The sequence below is a fragment of the Desulfobacter latus genome (genome assembly GCF_013389365.1).
Lineage (GTDB): Bacteria > Desulfobacterota > Desulfobacteria > Desulfobacterales > Desulfobacteraceae > Desulfobacter > Desulfobacter latus.
Genome location: NZ_JACADJ010000079.1, coordinates 1 through 17204, shown reverse-complemented (window position 1 = coordinate 17204; position 17204 = coordinate 1). Strand labels below are relative to the sequence as shown.

The 17204-nt window shown below is 50.9% G+C and carries 13 protein-coding genes and 1 pseudogene; 4 read left to right on the top strand and 10 right to left on the bottom strand.

Annotation, left to right across the window (positions count from 1 at the left end):
* Together HXW94_RS16150 and HXW94_RS16145 are read right to left on the bottom strand one after the other, a co-directional pair.
* On the bottom strand, positions 1 to 1677 hold a 1677-nt coding region (locus HXW94_RS16150), incomplete at its 3' end, for a DNA cytosine methyltransferase (RefSeq protein ID WP_218576768.1).
* Between the two features lie 414 nt (positions 1678 to 2091).
* Positions 2092 to 2763: an IS91 family transposase gene (locus HXW94_RS16145; RefSeq protein ID WP_343054667.1), complete on the bottom strand. Its 672-nt coding sequence runs from the start codon at positions 2761 to 2763 to the stop codon at positions 2092 to 2094.
* A gap of 37 nt (positions 2764 to 2800) precedes the next feature.
* Between HXW94_RS16145 and HXW94_RS19595 the strand changes: the two are divergent.
* Positions 2801 to 3694: pseudogene (locus HXW94_RS19595) on the top strand (phage integrase N-terminal SAM-like domain-containing protein); the annotation flags it as partial.
* Positions 3695 to 3781: 87 nt separating this feature from the next.
* On the opposite strand, the gene HXW94_RS19290 reads toward HXW94_RS19595, so the two are convergent.
* The 5 genes from HXW94_RS19290 to HXW94_RS16120 form a co-directional block, all read right to left on the bottom strand.
* Complete coding sequence (locus tag HXW94_RS19290; RefSeq protein WP_218576767.1) at positions 3782 to 4564, bottom strand: ABC transporter ATP-binding protein; 783 nt, start codon at positions 4562 to 4564, stop codon at positions 3782 to 3784.
* Positions 4561 to 5334, bottom strand: coding sequence for an ABC transporter permease (locus HXW94_RS16135; RefSeq protein ID WP_246294137.1), 774 nt, complete (start codon positions 5332 to 5334; stop codon positions 4561 to 4563). Before HXW94_RS16135 ends, HXW94_RS19290 begins: the two co-directional genes overlap by 4 nt.
* A gap of 1 nt (position 5335) precedes the next feature.
* Positions 5336 to 6340 carry an ABC transporter substrate-binding protein gene (locus tag HXW94_RS16130; protein ID WP_178367928.1) on the bottom strand — a complete coding sequence of 335 codons (1005 nt, stop codon included), beginning with the start codon at positions 6338 to 6340 and terminating at the stop codon, positions 5336 to 5338.
* The gene (locus HXW94_RS16125) at positions 6280 to 7275 is read right to left on the bottom strand and encodes a biotin synthase BioB (RefSeq protein ID WP_178367927.1); all 996 of its coding nucleotides are present in this window, start codon (positions 7273 to 7275) and stop codon (positions 6280 to 6282) included. The genes HXW94_RS16130 and HXW94_RS16125 overlap by 61 nt, the downstream gene beginning before the upstream one ends.
* Positions 7276 to 7453: 178 nt before the next feature.
* Positions 7454 to 7954, bottom strand: a complete 501-nt coding sequence (locus HXW94_RS16120) for a rubrerythrin family protein (protein ID WP_178367926.1) — start codon at positions 7952 to 7954, stop codon at positions 7454 to 7456.
* Between the two features lie 236 nt (positions 7955 to 8190).
* Here HXW94_RS16120 and tsaA point away from each other — a divergent pair, with 236 nt between their 5' ends.
* Complete coding sequence (gene tsaA, locus HXW94_RS16115; RefSeq protein ID WP_178367925.1) at positions 8191 to 8616, top strand: tRNA (N6-threonylcarbamoyladenosine(37)-N6)-methyltransferase TrmO; 426 nt, start codon at positions 8191 to 8193, stop codon at positions 8614 to 8616.
* Between the two features lie 135 nt (positions 8617 to 8751).
* On the top strand, positions 8752 to 12528 hold the full coding sequence (locus tag HXW94_RS16110; protein WP_178367924.1) for a hydantoinase B/oxoprolinase family protein: 3777 nt from the start codon (positions 8752 to 8754) through the stop codon (positions 12526 to 12528).
* Between the two features lie 11 nt (positions 12529 to 12539).
* On the opposite strand, the gene HXW94_RS16105 is transcribed toward HXW94_RS16110, so the two are convergent.
* From HXW94_RS16105 to eno, 3 genes are all read right to left on the bottom strand, one after another.
* A complete protein-coding gene (locus HXW94_RS16105; protein ID WP_178367923.1) occupies positions 12540 to 13010 on the bottom strand; it encodes an Lrp/AsnC family transcriptional regulator in 471 nt (156 codons plus the stop codon).
* A gap of 102 nt (positions 13011 to 13112) precedes the next feature.
* Entirely contained in the window at positions 13113 to 14750 is a 1638-nt protein-coding gene (gene pyrG / locus HXW94_RS16100; protein ID WP_218576766.1) for a CTP synthase, read from the bottom strand.
* A 183-nt stretch (positions 14751 to 14933) separates the two neighbouring features.
* A complete protein-coding gene (gene eno, locus HXW94_RS16095) occupies positions 14934 to 16205 on the bottom strand; it encodes a phosphopyruvate hydratase (protein WP_178367922.1) in 1272 nt (423 codons plus the stop codon).
* Positions 16206 to 16581: 376 nt separating this feature from the next.
* Here eno and HXW94_RS16090 point away from each other — a divergent pair, with 376 nt between their 5' ends.
* On the top strand, positions 16582 to 17106 hold the full coding sequence (locus HXW94_RS16090) for a TonB-dependent receptor plug domain-containing protein (RefSeq protein WP_246294135.1): 525 nt from the start codon (positions 16582 to 16584) through the stop codon (positions 17104 to 17106).
* Positions 17107 to 17204 lie beyond the last annotated feature (98 nt).

The following is a 17204-nucleotide window of genomic DNA, read 5'->3' as shown; positions in this document are numbered from 1 at the left end:
ATTATATTCAATATTGATCAAATAATTATTAGAATATTGGTAATAACCAAAGAGTTGTATCAAGTCATCTTTATGATAATATTTTTTTACCAATGACTCCAAATATTTCCAAATAGCAGTTATAGAATGTAAATTGCTGGAAAAAGACTGCATTGTTATTAATTCAATTCCTGAATTGGTTTGAAACCCCCTTCTTGGCTTTACTGTGTACTGATACTGTGGATTTTTCTTTTTTTCTTTATCCCAAAGCTGAATAGATATATTCCCATTAGAAATTTCACTTTCGAGGTAATAATCCCAACTTGCTTCTTTATTTGATTTTTCAAGCACTAAATTAGCAGTAAGACTAAAATATCCTTTGTTTGATTTGATTATTTTTTTTCTTTTTGAGTTATCAATGTTTAATTTATCAATAGCATCTTGTGCTTTTTGGGCATAAATTTTTGTTAATTTACTTTTTCTTGTCCTGAATTTGAGTTCCATCGAATCTGGCATTAATTCCAACTTAAAAGGAAGAGGAGCGTCAAACACTTGCTGAGCAATGCTGAGCGCAAGTACCCGGGCTAATTGGGGAGGGACGGAATTCCCTAATTGATGAATTACTTTCTGCCGATTCCCATTGATCACATAATTATCTGGAAATGTTTGAAGTCTTTTGAGTTCTTCAATAGTAAATGTCCGGTTTCCCCAATGAAAAGGCCCTGTGTATTGACCTCCTTGAGCTTTAATGGTCCTGACGGGTGTATTGGGGTCTGCTTTATATAGATAATCAGAAAACTTTGAACGCCAGCCAAAATGAGGAGTTGGATGACCCATTCTGTCTGTATAAAAGCTGTAGTTCAGCCCTGGTGGGATGTCATTCAGTAAATGACCATGCCTGCCACCTACCTTGCTACCTTGGACCTTTGAAACGACTCCTTCTATTGCCATTCCTGCTGAGTAGTAGGGTCTATTATCTGTCGAATCTGGACCATGTGTGGGGTAAGGGAATTGGAAGCTCCCTTCTTTCAATCCTACAATTATAAGCCTCTCTCTGAATTGAGGAACTCCAAAATCTGCAGCGTCAAGGATTCTCCAGTAGAGATTATATCCAGCTTCTCTAAAAGCAGTTTGTATTTGTTTCCATGGTTTTCCTTTTTGTGCGCCTACAATCCGATATACATTTTCAAATAGAAATCCTTTCGGTTTAAGCTTAGTTAGGATGCGCACATATTGCTTGAAGAGATTTCCTCTATCGTCATCTGTGCCATTCACTCCCGCAGCTCTAGCACCCGCAGCTGAAAAAGTCTGACAGGGAGGACCGCCAATAATAAAATCGACTCCATCTAATTCAGGATTATAATCGTTAATGTCAATGCAAGCAACGCTACAGCCATGAAGCCGTTTCTCGGATGAATTATTTAAGGTAAGTGTGGTTGCAAAATCTTTTTCAATTTCATTGCATTCGATGATTTTGAATCCGGCATCATGAAAACCTATGTCTAATCCGCCTGCACCACTAAACAAGCTTAAAATCCTTATTTCTTTGCAAATATTACTTCTTCGCCATTCAATAAGCAAGTCACCAAAATTGTCTGGCCAACCAGGGAATTCCTTTAGAGACAAAGTATCCATTGCATCCACAAACCAGCTTTGCCTTGCACTATTTTCATCTGGAAATAATGTTTGTTGTATCACCGTTGTACCCTATTATATTTTGTCATATTTCTTCTTTCCTACTTGATTCTTCTGCATAAAAAAAACGTTAAGTTAAGCAGAAAAAAACACAACCAAAAATTTTCTACAACCAATGCGTTTCCGTGTTTTTTTCTGCTTGAACGTCTTGTTACATTAACCGGGTCGAAGCCTCGCAGGTGCTTGCTTGGGTAAAAGCAGGAGAATCCTTATCCTTAAACTTGGATTGAACAACTCCGATCATAAAGTTTTCCTGGTAAAGTTGAGCGTTCATCTTGCTTCACCCTTCTAATTTATCCGATCCGGCTTAAAAAAGAATCGAAAAAACCGGGAACCGGCGCTGATTGCCAATACCACTCCCTGACAGGACTTTGCCTGTTTTTTGATATCGGTAATTGTTTCCAAAGTAAAGCCCTTTTATGGTTCCCTTGCTTTAGCCGAAATTTGTTTGATCTCTATTTTGGGTAAATCTTCTTTGACCACGTTGCCATGACCGTCCAACACCAGGATCGTGATCATCTTCCCCTTACCGCAGGCCGGACATCGAGGTTGCTGTTCTTTCAGAGGGGCAGGATCAGGTGTGGCCTGGTCATTCAAAGGCTGTCGTATTGCCGGTATATGTCTTCCAGCCTGCCCGTTGGCCAGAAACCCATAATATCTGATCCGGTGAAAATGTTTGGGCAGAACATGCAAAAGGAAACGGTCAATGAAGTCCATCACCGGCAAAGCGCTTGTTTCCCACCTGGATTTATTCCGGGTATTTTTGAACCAGAATTTAACGGTATCATCCTTAACGGATATAATCCTGTTGTTGCTGATGGCTGTTGAATGAGTGTATCTGCCGATGTATTTAACGACGTCTGCCGGACCTGAGAACGGTGGTTTGGAGTATACCACCCAGGCTTTTGGAACGGTATGGAACAGCCATTGCCTGAAGGCGCAGAGATCGGAAAACTGAGTCAATTCATCCGGCAGTTTTAAATCTCCCCGACTGTGGGCTGCAATCAGGCCGCTCAGGAATTTGGCCCTGAATACATTGGAAAGCGCTTTGACCGGAAACAGGAAGGTAGAACTGTATCGAGGCTCCACCCACTCTCCCCGGGTATTTATCCCGCCTGCGGTAACAATGAAAGGCAATGTAATCAGGTGGTATGTGATCAGAGCCGAGCAGTATATCAAGGCCTTCCCTGACAGGCGCCTGGCGGAACACGGCCCTGAACAGGTGGCCGCCTACCTGGAACAACAGGGAAGAGACGATGGTATTGAGGGCTGGCAGTTCAGGCAGCTTGTGGATGATATACAGAATCTGTTTGCCATGCTTGGCGTAACCTGGCTGCCGGAGGTGGACTGGAAATTCCGGATGGATTCAGCCGATTCCCTGACAGCATCGCATCCCACGGTGGCCGCCGGTGCGTCGGCTAAAAAAACCATTGACCACCTGTCAAATATAAAGCACTCAAAACTCTCCGCCGTTCGAAAACGTCATACAGCTGTTCTGGAGCAGTTGCTGGTGGAGCTGCGGACAAGGGGGTATTCCATAAGAACCGAGCAGTCTTATGAATCATGGGTAACGCGTTTTATCTCCTTTTGCGGGAACCGGGAACCGGAAACGCTTGGCAGCGGTGAGGTTGTCAGTTTCCTGCAGCATCTTGCAGTTCAGAGAAATGTTGCAGAAAGTACTCAGAATCAGGCGTTGAATGCGTTGGTCTTCTTTTATGACAAGGTGCTGAAACACCCCCTGGGTGATATTGGTAATTTTGCACGCGCCAAACGTCCCAGGCGTCTGCCGGTGGTTTTAACCCGGAACGAGGTGGCAAAAATTCTCGAACAGATGGATGGCAGGCAGAAACTGATGGCTTCCCTGCTTTATGGGACGGGCATGCGGTTGATGGATTGTATCAGACTCAGGGTCCATGACATTGATTTCGGGTACCGGCAGATCGTGATCAGGGACGGGAAAGGGAAAAAGGACCGTGTGGTGCCCCTGCCTGAACGGCTTGTAAACAAGCTGAAGGCCCATCTTGAAGAGGTGCATAAAATTCACAAGACAGATCTGGAAAAAGGATTTGGTGAGGCATATCTTCCCAATGCCCTTGGAAGGTCGTTTTTACTTATTGGGGGAGTTAATCTGTGCGGCCAATTCCATGAATTCACGACTGCTCTGGATACGGGGACGCTCCAGGGGAATGGGAACCAGGTGGATGGGAGTTATAATTGCTTCTCCTGTTATCCTGCCCATTACCATGGTTCGGTCCGAAAGTGTCACCGCTTCCCGTACATCATGGGTCACAAATATAATGGTCTGTTTCAACTGTTCCCACAGGGATAAAAGCAGATTCTGCATTTGCTCCCGGGTCCGGGCGTCCAAGGCGGCAAAGGGTTCATCCATGAGCAGGACTTCGGGGCTGAGTACCAGGATCCGGGCCAGGGCCACCCGCTGCTTCATCCCCCCTGAAATCTCCCCTGGCAGGTAATCTTTAAATTCGGTCAGGCCCACAAGGTCCAGAAACCGGTTTACCCGGGACTGTTTTTCAGCCGCAGACAAGGCCTTTCCCTTCAGGCCGAACCCGATATTTTCCGCCACGGTGAGCCAGGGAAAAAGCGCGTCCTCCTGGAATACCACACAACGATCCGGCCCGGGGCCTGTTATGCTTTTTCCCTTAAACAGAATCCGGCCGGCGGTCGGTGGAATAAATCCGGCCAGCAATTTGAGCAGGGTGGATTTACCGCAACCGCTCTGCCCTGTAATACAGATAAACTCCCCGGGCCAGGCCTGAAAATTTAAGCCCGACAACACCGGGGTCTGTTCACTGCTGCCCGTGAATACTTTCGACAGGCCCTGTACATCCAGAACGGGGCTCGAAACGAACGCATCTGACAGAACATTCATATCTGACGCGCCGCACTGGTAAAACAGAATTTCAATGCGTTTTTCAGCAGCCAGTCACTGGCCTGCCCCATGAGGGCGATGAGGATGATCCCCACCACGATCATATCAATGCGCCCCAGCATCCGGGCATCCATGATCACGGCCCCCAGCCCGTCAGGCACACCGGACAGCTCTCCCAGTACCAGGTATGCCCAGGAAATCCCCAGGCCCAGCCGCAGGCCTGTGACAATGGCCGGCATGGCCGCCGGCAGAAGAATGGCAAATGTGCCCCGGATACGGTCCACCCCCATCATGGCCCCGGCCTGGAGAAGCAACGGGTTGACCTGGGCGGCCCCGGAGGCGGCATTCAGATAAATGGGAAAAAACGCGGCCAACGCCACCAGAAACACCGTGGTTTTCAGACCAATACCAAACCAGACCATTGCCAGTGGGAGCCAGGTAATGCCGGGCACCGCTCTCAACCCGTTCACCGGCGTGTTCAGCAACCGCGCTACGGCAGGGACTCGGCCGGACCAGACCCCCAGAATCAGTCCACATACCGTGGCCAGACCAAATCCCAGTCCCACCCGGAACAAACTGGCCAGTGTATCCCTTGCAAAACGACCGGCATAGGGCCCCTGACCGTCCGTCCCAAAGATATAGATCCCGGCCGTATCCAGAATGTCCCCCGGCGACGGCAGCAGATAAGGCGGCACCCACCCCAGATTTGATGCCAGCCCCCATCCACACAAGGCTGTGGCCGGTAAAATCCAGGGAAGAATCCGGTACAACTTACTCCCCAATCTCCGCCCGGATTTGGTCCACAAAACGCAAATCAAACAACCGGCTGTAATCCGGTTGGCGCCGGATCAATCCAAGGGCTTGCATGCGCTCCCCCAGGGCCCGGGCTTTTTCAACGAAATCCGGATCCATATCCCAGGCCAATTCCATGTTGTGGGCCGCCCCCGCCAGTATTTCCATGGGGGTGCCGAATTCCGATGCTTTTGCCAGCCATAATTGCCTGTCCTGCTTGAGAAGCCGGGTGGCCCGGGCATGGGCCCTGACCATCTCAAGAACCAGGCCATGATTTTTTTCAACGGAATTACGGGTAACCAGCATGCCGGCATTGATGGTACCGATGGATTCCCCGTAATAAGGGTAGGAAAGAATTCTGCCATAGCCCTTGATTACCGCGATGGTGGGAAAGGGCTCGCCCGAGACAAAGGCGTCAATACCGCCCCGTGCCAGGGCCAGGCCCATATCAAAAAAATCCACACGGGTCAGAGCCACCTCCCGGTCCGGGGAAAGGCCGGAACGGACAAGGGTTTCCCTCAGAAGGATCTCATGCATGGTACCCGGCACATATCCGATCTTTTTACCCTTTAAATCGGCGGGAGACCGGACAGGACTGTCTGCGGCCACCACAAACGCCGAACACTTGTTACAAAGCGCGGCCACCACGACCACGGGCTGACCCAGGGCTGCAGAATGGATGGCATGGGCAATGGTGGTACCGCAAATATCCAGGTTGCCTGCCATCAGCGCCGTTTTCTGATCAGCCGGATTGGTAAAGGAAAACACCTTAACGTTTTTCCCTGCCCCGGTGAACCGGTCATAAAAAAAAGGCTGGATGGTCTGGGCCGTTTTCCAGGTGCCTGCGTTAAACGCAAACCCAGGTGCCGGGCAGCAGGCCACCAGGAAAAAAATCAAGGCAAGCACAAACTGCTCTGTCAACCTTAAAAACAATTTGAAGGCAATCCCGGGTCCCAGTCGGTTTCCCAATGTATCCTGCGGCATTCATTGATCTCCTTGGCCCGCCCTTTGCCCGTATCAGCCTGATCATCCCTGGGGCTGGCGCCTTTTTCCGGGAAAAAGAGGTTCGCGCCTGCGGTCATGGACGCCGTATTGGGTTCCTGGGTGCAATGCGCCTTTGGCACCCGGCCCATGACCAGACGACTCACGGCCACCAGACGGGCCATTTCAAATTCGGTGATCATCCCGTATTTTTCCATGGGGCTGCCCGGGAAATTCACCCGGCGCATGACACCGGAATAAGTGGCCTGGTACTCCCGGGCCAGAAACATCACCTCCACCACTTCTTCAGGTGTATGTTCCGGTCCCACCGGTTCCACGCAGTTCATCCATTTCAGGCCCACATCATTAAAAACCTGGATGGTCCGAATCCGTTTTTCTTTTTTCAACGGGGTATCCCTGCCCTCCCCCAGCCGGACGGCATGATAAGCGCCCACAAATCCAGCAGCCAAAAGCTGTTCGCCCTCGGCATGGGTGATATCCCGGGTGTTGGCCACCAGGGGAAGGCTCACGTCTTGTTTCAGCCGGGAACCCAATGTCAGTAATCGTTTAAAAGGATAGGTTCCCGTGGTCATCAAATTTAACGCATCCGCCCCTGCGGCCTCGGCCTCTTTAGACCAGTATAGGATCTGCTGGTAGTCAAATTCTATCTTTTCCGTAAAAATGCCGGCATCTTTGGTAAGGGAGCAGAAACGGCAGTTTAAAGGACAGGGTTCCAGGTTCACGCCGATGTGCAGATGATTTTCCCCTTTCAGTCCAAATGTCTGCCGGGACAAGCGGTCCGCTGTTTCCATCAGTGCATAGGTCTCTTTGCTGTGCAGATCCATCCGGATCAAGCTCTCTGCTTCTTCCCGGCTGATACCGTCATCAAGGGATTTATCAAGAATGTACGCTATGTTTGGTTTTATATGCCAGGCCATTAGATTCCTTAACTAGTGTTTGAACGAAAAGTCACCCACCTGCCGCGTTGCAGAAAAATTTGCATCTGGGCAACTTTTTGTCCAAACACGGATTTTCAGTCAGACATTAACTGCAATTATTTAGGCCGGGGTGAAATCTCCCCGGCCGGATTATGAGCCTATTTACAGGTTCTAACAATCAGGAAATTTCAATATATTTTGTGCCGGGCGTGTTGCAAACCGGACATTTTTCCGGGGCACTGTTTTCAATGGTATGGCCGCAGACAGGACAAATGAGAATGCTTGCTTCCGGCAGATCGCCGCCGCCTTTTACGGCTGCCAATGCCTTGGCATAAAGACCGTGGTGGACTTCTTCCACAGGCATGGCAAATTTAAAAGTGGTGACAGCCTTTTTGTTTCCTTCTTTTTCGGCTTCGGCAATAAATTCGGGATACATATCCGTGAATTCATGGGCTTCTCCGGCAATAGCGTCCTCAAGATTTTCCACAGTTGAATTAATCCCGCCCATTGCCCGCAGATGGGCATGGGCATGGATGGTTTCCGCTTCAGCGGCCGCCCGGAACAACTTGGCCACCTGGGGAAACCCATCTTTATCCGCTTTAGCGGCATACGCAAGATATTTACGATTGGCCTGACTCTCTCCTGCAAATGCCGCTGCTAAATTTTCCATGGTTCCCATATGTCTGATCTCCTTTGTTTTAAATGATGATAGCGAATGACACGATTCTATTCGTAAAACAAAAGACTATATCAGACCCCGGAGATTTTCAAGACCGGACAAAAAATATCATTCAGCCTTTTCAGAATACAATTGAACATGTACGACACAAACGAACTGTGTTAAATACTGAGACCGAAATAATTTAACCAGAAAAATGAGGCCCCCAAAAACATAGGTAATTATTAGGTAATATAATGACAAACGATACAACCATTTCCTTTACACCCATTGGTTTTGTGAAAACCAATGCAACAAAATTGCCCCGGCACTGGTCCGTATCACAGGAAAAAGGCATATTGGAGATCTATCCTGAATTTGTTTCTGCCCTGCGTGATATTGAAGTTGGACAAAAAATTGTAGTGCTTTTCCATTTTCACAAAAGTCCGGCATTCAATTCACAATACTTATTTCAGACCCCGCCCCATCGATCGTCTTCCAGAGGGGTGTTCAGTATTTGCTCCCCCATACGCCCCAATGCCATTGGCATGAGTATCGTCAAGGTAATCAATAAAGACCAAGGACGCATTGAGGTCAAACACATCGACATGATTGACGGCACACCGATTTTAGATATCAAGCCCCTGATCACGGGGCAGCATGATTGTCCCAGCGCTGAATAACCGGCATGGGCCATAAGCCCACCACAAATAACGAAACCAAAGAGACCAGCAATGCAGGGATAAAATGGGCGCCGCAGGCGCTTCGCCCTCTTGTTTCTTGTATCTTGTCTCTAGTTTCTTGTAAAAGGAGTTTATATGTCCGACCCCGCCAAATTCCGTTTTTCCGTCGACCGCGGCGGCACCTTTACGGATATTTATGCCGAGGTGCCCGGAGAGCCCGGTTTCAGGGTTATCAAGCTTTTGTCTGAAGATCCCCGAAACTATCCTGACGCGCCCCGTGAGGGAATCCGGCGTATCCTGGAAGAGGTGACTGGAAAGCCCGTGCCCAAAGAACAGTTCGACGCCGGCCGGATTGAGTGGATTCGCATGGGGACCACCGTCGCCACCAACGCCCTGCTGGAACGGAAAGGCGCGCCCAGCGCCCTGGTGGTAACCCGGGGATTTGGTGATATTCTTCAAATCGGAAACCAGGACCGTCCCCGGATTTTTGACCTGGAGATCAAAAAACCCGAGCTACTCTACCGGGAGGTCATCGAAGCGGACGAACGACTGAGAATTTTGCGAGAAAATGAGGACGCTTCGACAGTGGCAGGAAAAATTGTGGCGGGCATTACCGGTGATCGTCTGGCCATAATCCGCCCCCTGGATACAGCGGCCATAAAATCCGATCTCCAGGCCGTCTATGACCGGGGCATCCGCAGCCTTGCCGTGGTACTCATGCACGCCTATGCCTGGCCCGAGCATGAACAGACCATCGGCCGCCTGGCCCGGGAGATCGGATTTACCCAGGTGTCTCTCTCCTCTAAAGTCATGCCCCGGGTAAAGCTGGTGGCCAGGGGCGACACCACCATGGTGGACGCCTATCTGAATCCGCATATTCGCACCTACCTTGACAGCTTTAAGCACGGGTTCAAAGACAAATTAGCCCATACGGGCCTCCTTTTCATGCAGTCCGACGGCGGCCTGGCCGGTGCCGACGGGTTCACCGGCAGCCGCGCCATCCTGTCCGGGCCTGCCGGCGGGGTGGTTGGATATGCCATGACCACCTTTGATGCTGAAAAAAAACAGCCGGTCATCGGATTTGACATGGGCGGTACGTCCACCGATGTCTCCCGGTTCGGGGGGGAATACGAACTGGTGTTTGAGACGGAAACCGCTGGTGTGCGCATCCAGGCGCCCCAGCTTCACATCAGGACCGTGGCCGCCGGCGGGGGCAGCCGCCTTTTCTTTGACAACGGCATGTTTATTATAGGCCCCGAATCTGCCGGGGCCCACCCGGGGCCGGTCTGCTACCGGAAAGACGGATACCTGACGGTCACGGACGCCAATCTGGTACTCGGACGGATTCAACCCAAACATTTCCCCCGTATTTTCGGGCCCACCGAGGATCAGCCCCTGGACGTGGCAGCGGCCCGTAAGGCTCTGAGCGGCCTGACAGAAAACATCAACGCATACTGTGCCGCTGCCGGGCTGCCGCCCATGACAATGGAAGAGGCTGCCCTGGGATTTATCCGGGTGGCCAACGAGGTGATGGTCAGACCCATCCGTGAAATTTCGGTGATGCGGGGGTTCGACATCAAGGAACACGTATTGGCCACCTTCGGGGGCGCCGGTCCCCAGCATGCCTGCGCCATTGCCCGGGCCCTGGGGATATCCAAAATTTTCATCCATCGATTTTCCGGCATTATGTCCGCCTACGGCATGGGCATGGCCGATGTGGTCACGGAACGGCAGCACCCCTCCGCCGCCGTCTTATGCCCACAAGCGTTGAAAGACATTGAAACAATTTTTGAGCGGCTGGAAAAAGAGGCATCCCGGGAACTTCAGGATCAGGGATTCTCCCCAAATGTCGTTGACACCACCCGGTTTCTCAACCTGCGGTACCATGGAACAGATACGGCCATTATGATATCCCGGCCTGGCGACAATGATTATGCCGGGGCTTTCAGGGCCGTCTACCGCAGGGAGTTCGGATTCGATCTTTTGGGCAGGCAAATTCTCATCGACGATATCCGGATTCGGGCCCGGGGCAAAGCTGCCGATCTGCGCAGTATCAGCATTCCAGAGGCCCAGGGGGAACCGTTGGTGCTGGATACGGCCCAATGCTGTTTTGAAGAGGGTTGGCAGAAAACCCTGATTTACGATCTGGAAAAACTTGCCGCCGGCCATTGCATTGCCGGCCCGGCCATCCTGATCCACCAGACCGCCACCATTCTCATCGAACCCGACTGCACCGCCGCCATTACCCGGAACGGTGATGTGGAGATCAACGTGGGCGCGGGCACACGGGAACAAATCGGCACAACGCTTGACCCGGTCCAGCTCTCCATTTTCAGCAATCTGTTTATGTCCATTGCCGAACAGATGGGCCGGATGCTCCAAAAGACCGCCATCTCCACCAATATCAAGGAGCGCCTCGATTTTTCCTGCGCCTTGTTCGGGCCCAAAGGCGAGCTGGTAGCCAACGCGCCCCATTTGCCGGTCCACCTGGGAAGCATGAGCGACGCGGTAAAAGCGCAAATCCGGCGCCAGGGAAGCGATCTTGCGCCCGGGGATGTGCTGGTCTCCAACCATCCGGCTGCAGGGGGCAGCCACCTGCCCGACATTACGGTCATCACCCCGGTGTTCAAGGGCGATCAGATAATTTTCTGGGTGGCGGCCCGGGGGCACCACGCCGACATCGGCGGCATCACCCCCGGTTCCATGCCCCCCGATTCCCGCCGCCTCGAAGAAGAAGGGGCCTGCATCACCTCGTTCAAGCTCGTGAAAAACGGCATTTTTCAAGAGAAAGGCATTTCAGAACTGCTGCTTGCCCCGGACAAACTGACCCCGGCACCGGGACGCCCGGCCATCTCAGGCTCCCGCCTTTTAGCAGACAACATCTCCGACCTTAAGGCTCAGATCGCCGCCAACCGGAAAGGAATCGAACTGGTGCTGGAGATGGTGGATCAATACGGCCTTGAGGTGGTCCAGGCCTATATGACGCATGTCCGGAATGCGGCTGAAGAGGCCGTTCGCCAGAGGCTCAAGGCGCTTTCCGCATCCAAGGGGATGGCCGAACGGGACACAATTCGCGCCAAGGATTATCTGGATGACGGCAGCCCCATTGCCCTGGCCCTTACCATCGACCGAAAAGACGGCAGTGCCGTATTCGACTTTCAAGGCACCGGACCTCAAATATGGGGAAACTGCAATGCCCCCAGGGCCGTCACCAAGTCGGCCATTCTTTACTGCCTCAGATGCCTGATTGAAAAAGACCTGCCCTTAAACCACGGCTGCCTTATCCCCATTACCGTCAATATCCCCAGGGGCTCGCTGCTTGATCCCGCTTTTGATGCGGCGGTGGTGGGCGGCAACGTGCTGACCTCCCAGCGAATCACGGACGTGGTCCTCAAGGCGTTCGGCGTGGCCGCCGCCTCCCAGGGCTGCATGAACAATTTTACCTTTGGCAATGACCGGTTCGGCTACTACGAAACCATTGCCGGCGGGGCCGGGGCCGGTCCCACCTGGCACGGCCAGACCGGGGTCCATACCCACATGACCAATACCCGCATCACCGATCCGGAAATCCTGGAGCGGCGGTATCCCATAATTCTCAGGGAATTTTCCATCCGCCGGGGATCGGGCGGCCGGGGACGGTTCAATGGTGGGGACGGGTTGGTGCGTGAGGTGGAATTTTTAGAGCCGCTTAATGTGGCCATCCTTTCCGAACGACGGGTCTTTGCCCCTTACGGGCTGGAAGGCGGGGAATCCGGCCAAAAGGGGGTCAACCTTTTCATCAGAAAAGACGGCACTTCAATTTATATGGGCGCTAAAAACGAAATCGTGGCCCAACCCGGCGAGCGGTTCCGTATCATGACCCCCGGCGGGGGAGGGTTCGGCACGCCGACAGCGGATGAAGATACAAATTAATGAATGGATCTTCAGTTGTCATCCCCGGCTTCCAGAACAAAAATTTTTTTGTCCTTAAGACTGTCGATGACAAATGAGGACTGGATGCTCTGGATGCCCTGTATCCGGGTCAGTTTTTGGTTCATAAATTCAGCATAGGCCTTGATGTCCTTTGCAATGACCTTGAGAATAAAATCATGGGCACCGGCAATCTGGTAGCACTCTACAACCTCCTCAAGTTCCGAAAACTTTTCCTTGATCAAAGGCACCGAAGGGAGTTTGCTTAAGCTCAGTGTAATGCTGACAATAACCATGATGGAAAATCCGACCTTTTCCGGATCTACCACTGCCGTGAAATGGGAGATCACACCGGCTGCTTCAAGGCGCTTTACCCGTTCTATAGTAGCCGGTGCTGAAATGCCGACCATCCGGGACAGCTTGGCATTGGTAATTTTCCCGTTTTCCTGGAGAATTTTCAGTATTTTTTTATCAATCCGGTCCAAATAGCGTTTCCCCACAATGCGTCAAAAAATATGGTCTGAAAGGACCTCTGCCAATTTCTCCCGGCCACCGCCATAAAAGTGATCTACAGATGAATTCTTCAATCATTTTTTGTTTTTCAGGGCCGCCTTGATAAAGGCTTTGAAAAGCGGATGGGGCGCCATGGGTTTGGACTTAAATTCCGGATGAAACTGGCAGCCCAGAAACCACGGGTGATCTTTGAGTTCCACAATTTCCACCAGGTCGTGATCCGGGGATGTCCCTGAAATGACAAGTCCGGATTCGACCAGTTTATCCTTGTATGCATTATTGAACTCAAACCGGTGGCGATGCCGCTCGGAAATATTTTCAGTCTTATATGCATTCATGGCAAAGGTATTTTCAGCCAGAAGACAGGGGTAGGCACCTAACCGCATGGTCCCGCCTTTATCCGAGTATTCATCCCGTTTCTCCACCTTGCCGGTCTGCTCATCCACCCACTCTTTCATCAGGTAGATCACCGGATAGGGCGTGTCCATATCAAATTCTTCGCTGTTGGCATCTTCCAGACCGGCAAGGTTGCGTGCAATCTCAACCACGGCCATCTGCATGCCCAGGCAGATACCGAAAAAGGGCACCTTGTTTTCACGGGCAAACCCGGCCGCAAGAATCTTTCCTTCAATCCCCCGGGTCCCGAACCCGCCCGGAACCAGAACACCATCAACCTTGGACAGCGTGTCGGCCACATTCTCCGTTGTCAGGGAGGAGGAATCCACAAATGTCAGATTTACCTTGGTATCATTGGAGATACCGCCATGGGTCAGTGCTTCGTTCAGGCTTTTATAGCTTTCGGTCAAATCCACATATTTGCCCACAATGGCAATGGTGACATCATGCCTTGGATTTTTCAGGCGCTCCACCATTTCCCGCCAGCCGTCAATGCGCGGGGCCCGGGCCCACATGCTCAATTTTTTAAGAATCATGTCCCCCAGGCCTTCTTCATTGTAGACAATCGGCACATCATAGATACAGTCCACATCCTTGGCGGTGAATACGGCATCCGGTCCGACATTGCAGAACAGGGCGATTTTGTTTTTGATCTCCTGGGTCAAAAGACTCTCTGTACGGCACAACAGGATATCCGGCTGGATACCGATGCTTCGAAGTTCCTTGACACTGTGCTGGGTGGGTTTGGTTTTTACCTCGCAGGCGGTTTTAATGTAGGGCACCAGAGTCAGGTGGATATAAATCACGTTATTGGCGCCGGCATCAGCCTTGAACTGGCGGATGGCCTCAAGAAAGGGAAGGGATTCAATATCCCCAATGGTACCCCCGATTTCAACAATCACCACATCGGTATTATGGGAAACCAAATAGATGGCCTGTTTAATCTCGTCAGTAATATGGGGGATCACCTGAACAGTCCCGCCAAGGTATTCGCCCCGGCGCTCCTTGGTGATTACCTGGTCATAAATCTTGCCTGTGGTAAAATTATTGTTCTTGCCGAGTTTGGCATTGGTGAACCGTTCATAATGCCCCAGGTCAAGATCGGTTTCCGCACCGTCATCGGTGACAAACACTTCACCATGCTGAAAGGGGTTCATGGTTCCGGGGTCAACATTTATGTAAGGATCCAGTTTCTGGATCGTCACGGTCAACCCCCGGCTTTCCAGAAGCATACCAATGGCCGCCGACGCCAGTCCCTTACCCAATGATGATAACACCCCGCCTGTTACAAAAATATATTTAGTTATCTCAGCCATCCAGTCCTCTTTTACACGTTTTTTTAATCATAATCCCCCCCCAAATTCCGATCGCCGCACTTCGTATCAGACTTGGGGTGACCAGGAAAATCATATCACATCTTGATTTTGACTAATGATAAAGGTGAGATATTTATAAAAATAAACACCTCACCTTCGCCTCACCTGAATAAATAAAAAAATTTAGACGAACAGATCTTCCGGAAAGACGGCACACTCAGCCAGTTCCTCTTCAATACGAATCAATTGATTGTATTTTGCAACACGGTCACTTCTGGACATGGAGCCGGTTTTTATCTGTCCGGAATTCACGCCCACAGCAAGATCGGCAATAAAACTGTCTTCAGTTTCACCGGATCTGTGGGACACCACCGTGGTATATCCCGAATCTTTGGCCATCTGGATGGTGTCAAGGGTTTCGGTCACGGTGCCGATCTGGTTCAGCTTAATCAGAATAGAATTGCCTACCCCCCTTGCAATGCCTTGTTTGAAAATATCCGGGTTTGTAACAAAGATATCATCACCCACAATCTGAATACGGTTGCCCAGGCGCTGGGTCATGATTTCCCAGTTATCCCAGTCCTCTTCCGCCAGACCGTCTTCAATGGACACCAAGGGATATTTGTCAATCAGACTTTCATAGTAGTCAATCAGTTCAGTTGCAGACATCTCCCTGTTTTCAGAGGCAAATACATACTTGCCGTCTTTGTAAAACTCGGTGGCGGCGGCATCCAGGCCGATGCCGATGTCTTTGCCCGGCCGATAGCCGGCCGCTTCAATGGCGGTAATAATATTTTCAATGGCCTCTTCATTGGACTGAAGGTCCGGAGCGAATCCGCCTTCGTCACCGACGCCCGTGGCAAGCCCCTTGCCTTTAAGTATCTTTTTCAGATTATGAAATGTTTCCGCGCCCATGCGGACAGCTTCGGATACATTGACCGCCCCAAAGGGAAGAATCATAAACTCCTGGATGTCCAGGTTGTTGGCAGCGTGGGCGCCGCCGTTGATGATATTCATCATGGGAACAGGCATGATCCGTGCATTGATGCCGCCGATATGGCGGTACAATGGCACCCCGTTGGCAGCGGCTGCAGCCCTGGCCGCGGCCATGGAAACGCCCAGAATGGCGTTGGCACCCAGCCGTGATTTATTTTCGGTTCCGTCAATGTCAATCATGGTCCGGTCCAGTCCGGCCTGATCCATGGCATCATAGCCGATAATCTCCGGTGCGATGACCTCATTAACATTGGCCACGGCGTTGAGTACACCTTTGCCCATAAAACGGTTATCGGCGTTGTCACGAAGCTCAAGCGCCTCCCTTGTACCGGTTGAGGCACCGGAAGGCACAGCGGCCCGCCCCTGTGCGCCGCAGGCCAGCGTGACATCCACTTCAACCGTAGGATTTCCTCTGGAATCAATAATTTCCCTTGCCCTGACATCAATCAGTTCCGTCATTTTTTTCACCCTTTATTTTATATGTTTATTATTTGGATAATTATTAAACGTTTGCACCGGAGTGTCTGAATTTAAGAATTTTGTATATAACCTGCTCTTAATATCAATTTGCCGGGGCACATTCAAGGTCTTGTGCCAATTTAATCAGGGCAATCGTATGACCCGATGCGATTGCCCTGTTGGGGCCTCCGGAATTGATTGACAATCAGGAGATTTAACGTTAGTTATTGTAACTTAAATTTACACAAGATTTTTAAAATCTTAAGAAAAGAGGCTTCAGGTGTCACGCTTTTTCCTGAAAACAATAATCCTGCTGCTTGTATTTAGTCTATTCTTATTTTTATCCACCATGTGCCCAGCCGCTCAGGATCATGATTTGACTGAATTCTCCATTGAAGAACTCATGGAGATCAAAGTCACATCCGTGAGTAAAAAAAGCCAACGGCTGTCTGACAGTGCTGCTGCAATTTTCGTAATCACCCGGGAAGACATCAGGCGTTCCGGGGTTACCAGTATTCCTGATGCCCTGCGCATGGCCCCGGGCGTGAATGTAGCACGCATTGATGCGAACAAATGGGCAATAAACTGCAGGGGATTTAACAGCCGATTCTCTCCAAGTCTTCAGGTCCTTGTTGACGGACGCAGTGTGTATACCCCCAGTTTTTCAGGCGTTTACTGGGAAGTAACAAATGTGCTGCTTGAGGATGTAGACCGCATTGAGGTGATCCGCGGTCCCGGTGCCACCATCTGGGGATCCAATGCGGTTAACGGGGTGATCAATATTATCACCAAGCGAGCCAATGATACCCAGGGCGGTTTTGTACAGGCGTCTGCAGGATCTGTGGAAAAAAACATGGTGGCCGCAAGATATGGCGGTGTGACCGGCATGGTCATGAACTAACTGGTGAAAGTCCAGTCATAGCCCCAGAAAGGAGGGAATATGTAGGCTAAGGCAAGGGTGCCTGAAGAAACTTCCCGGAGCTGCCCGAGGAGGGATAA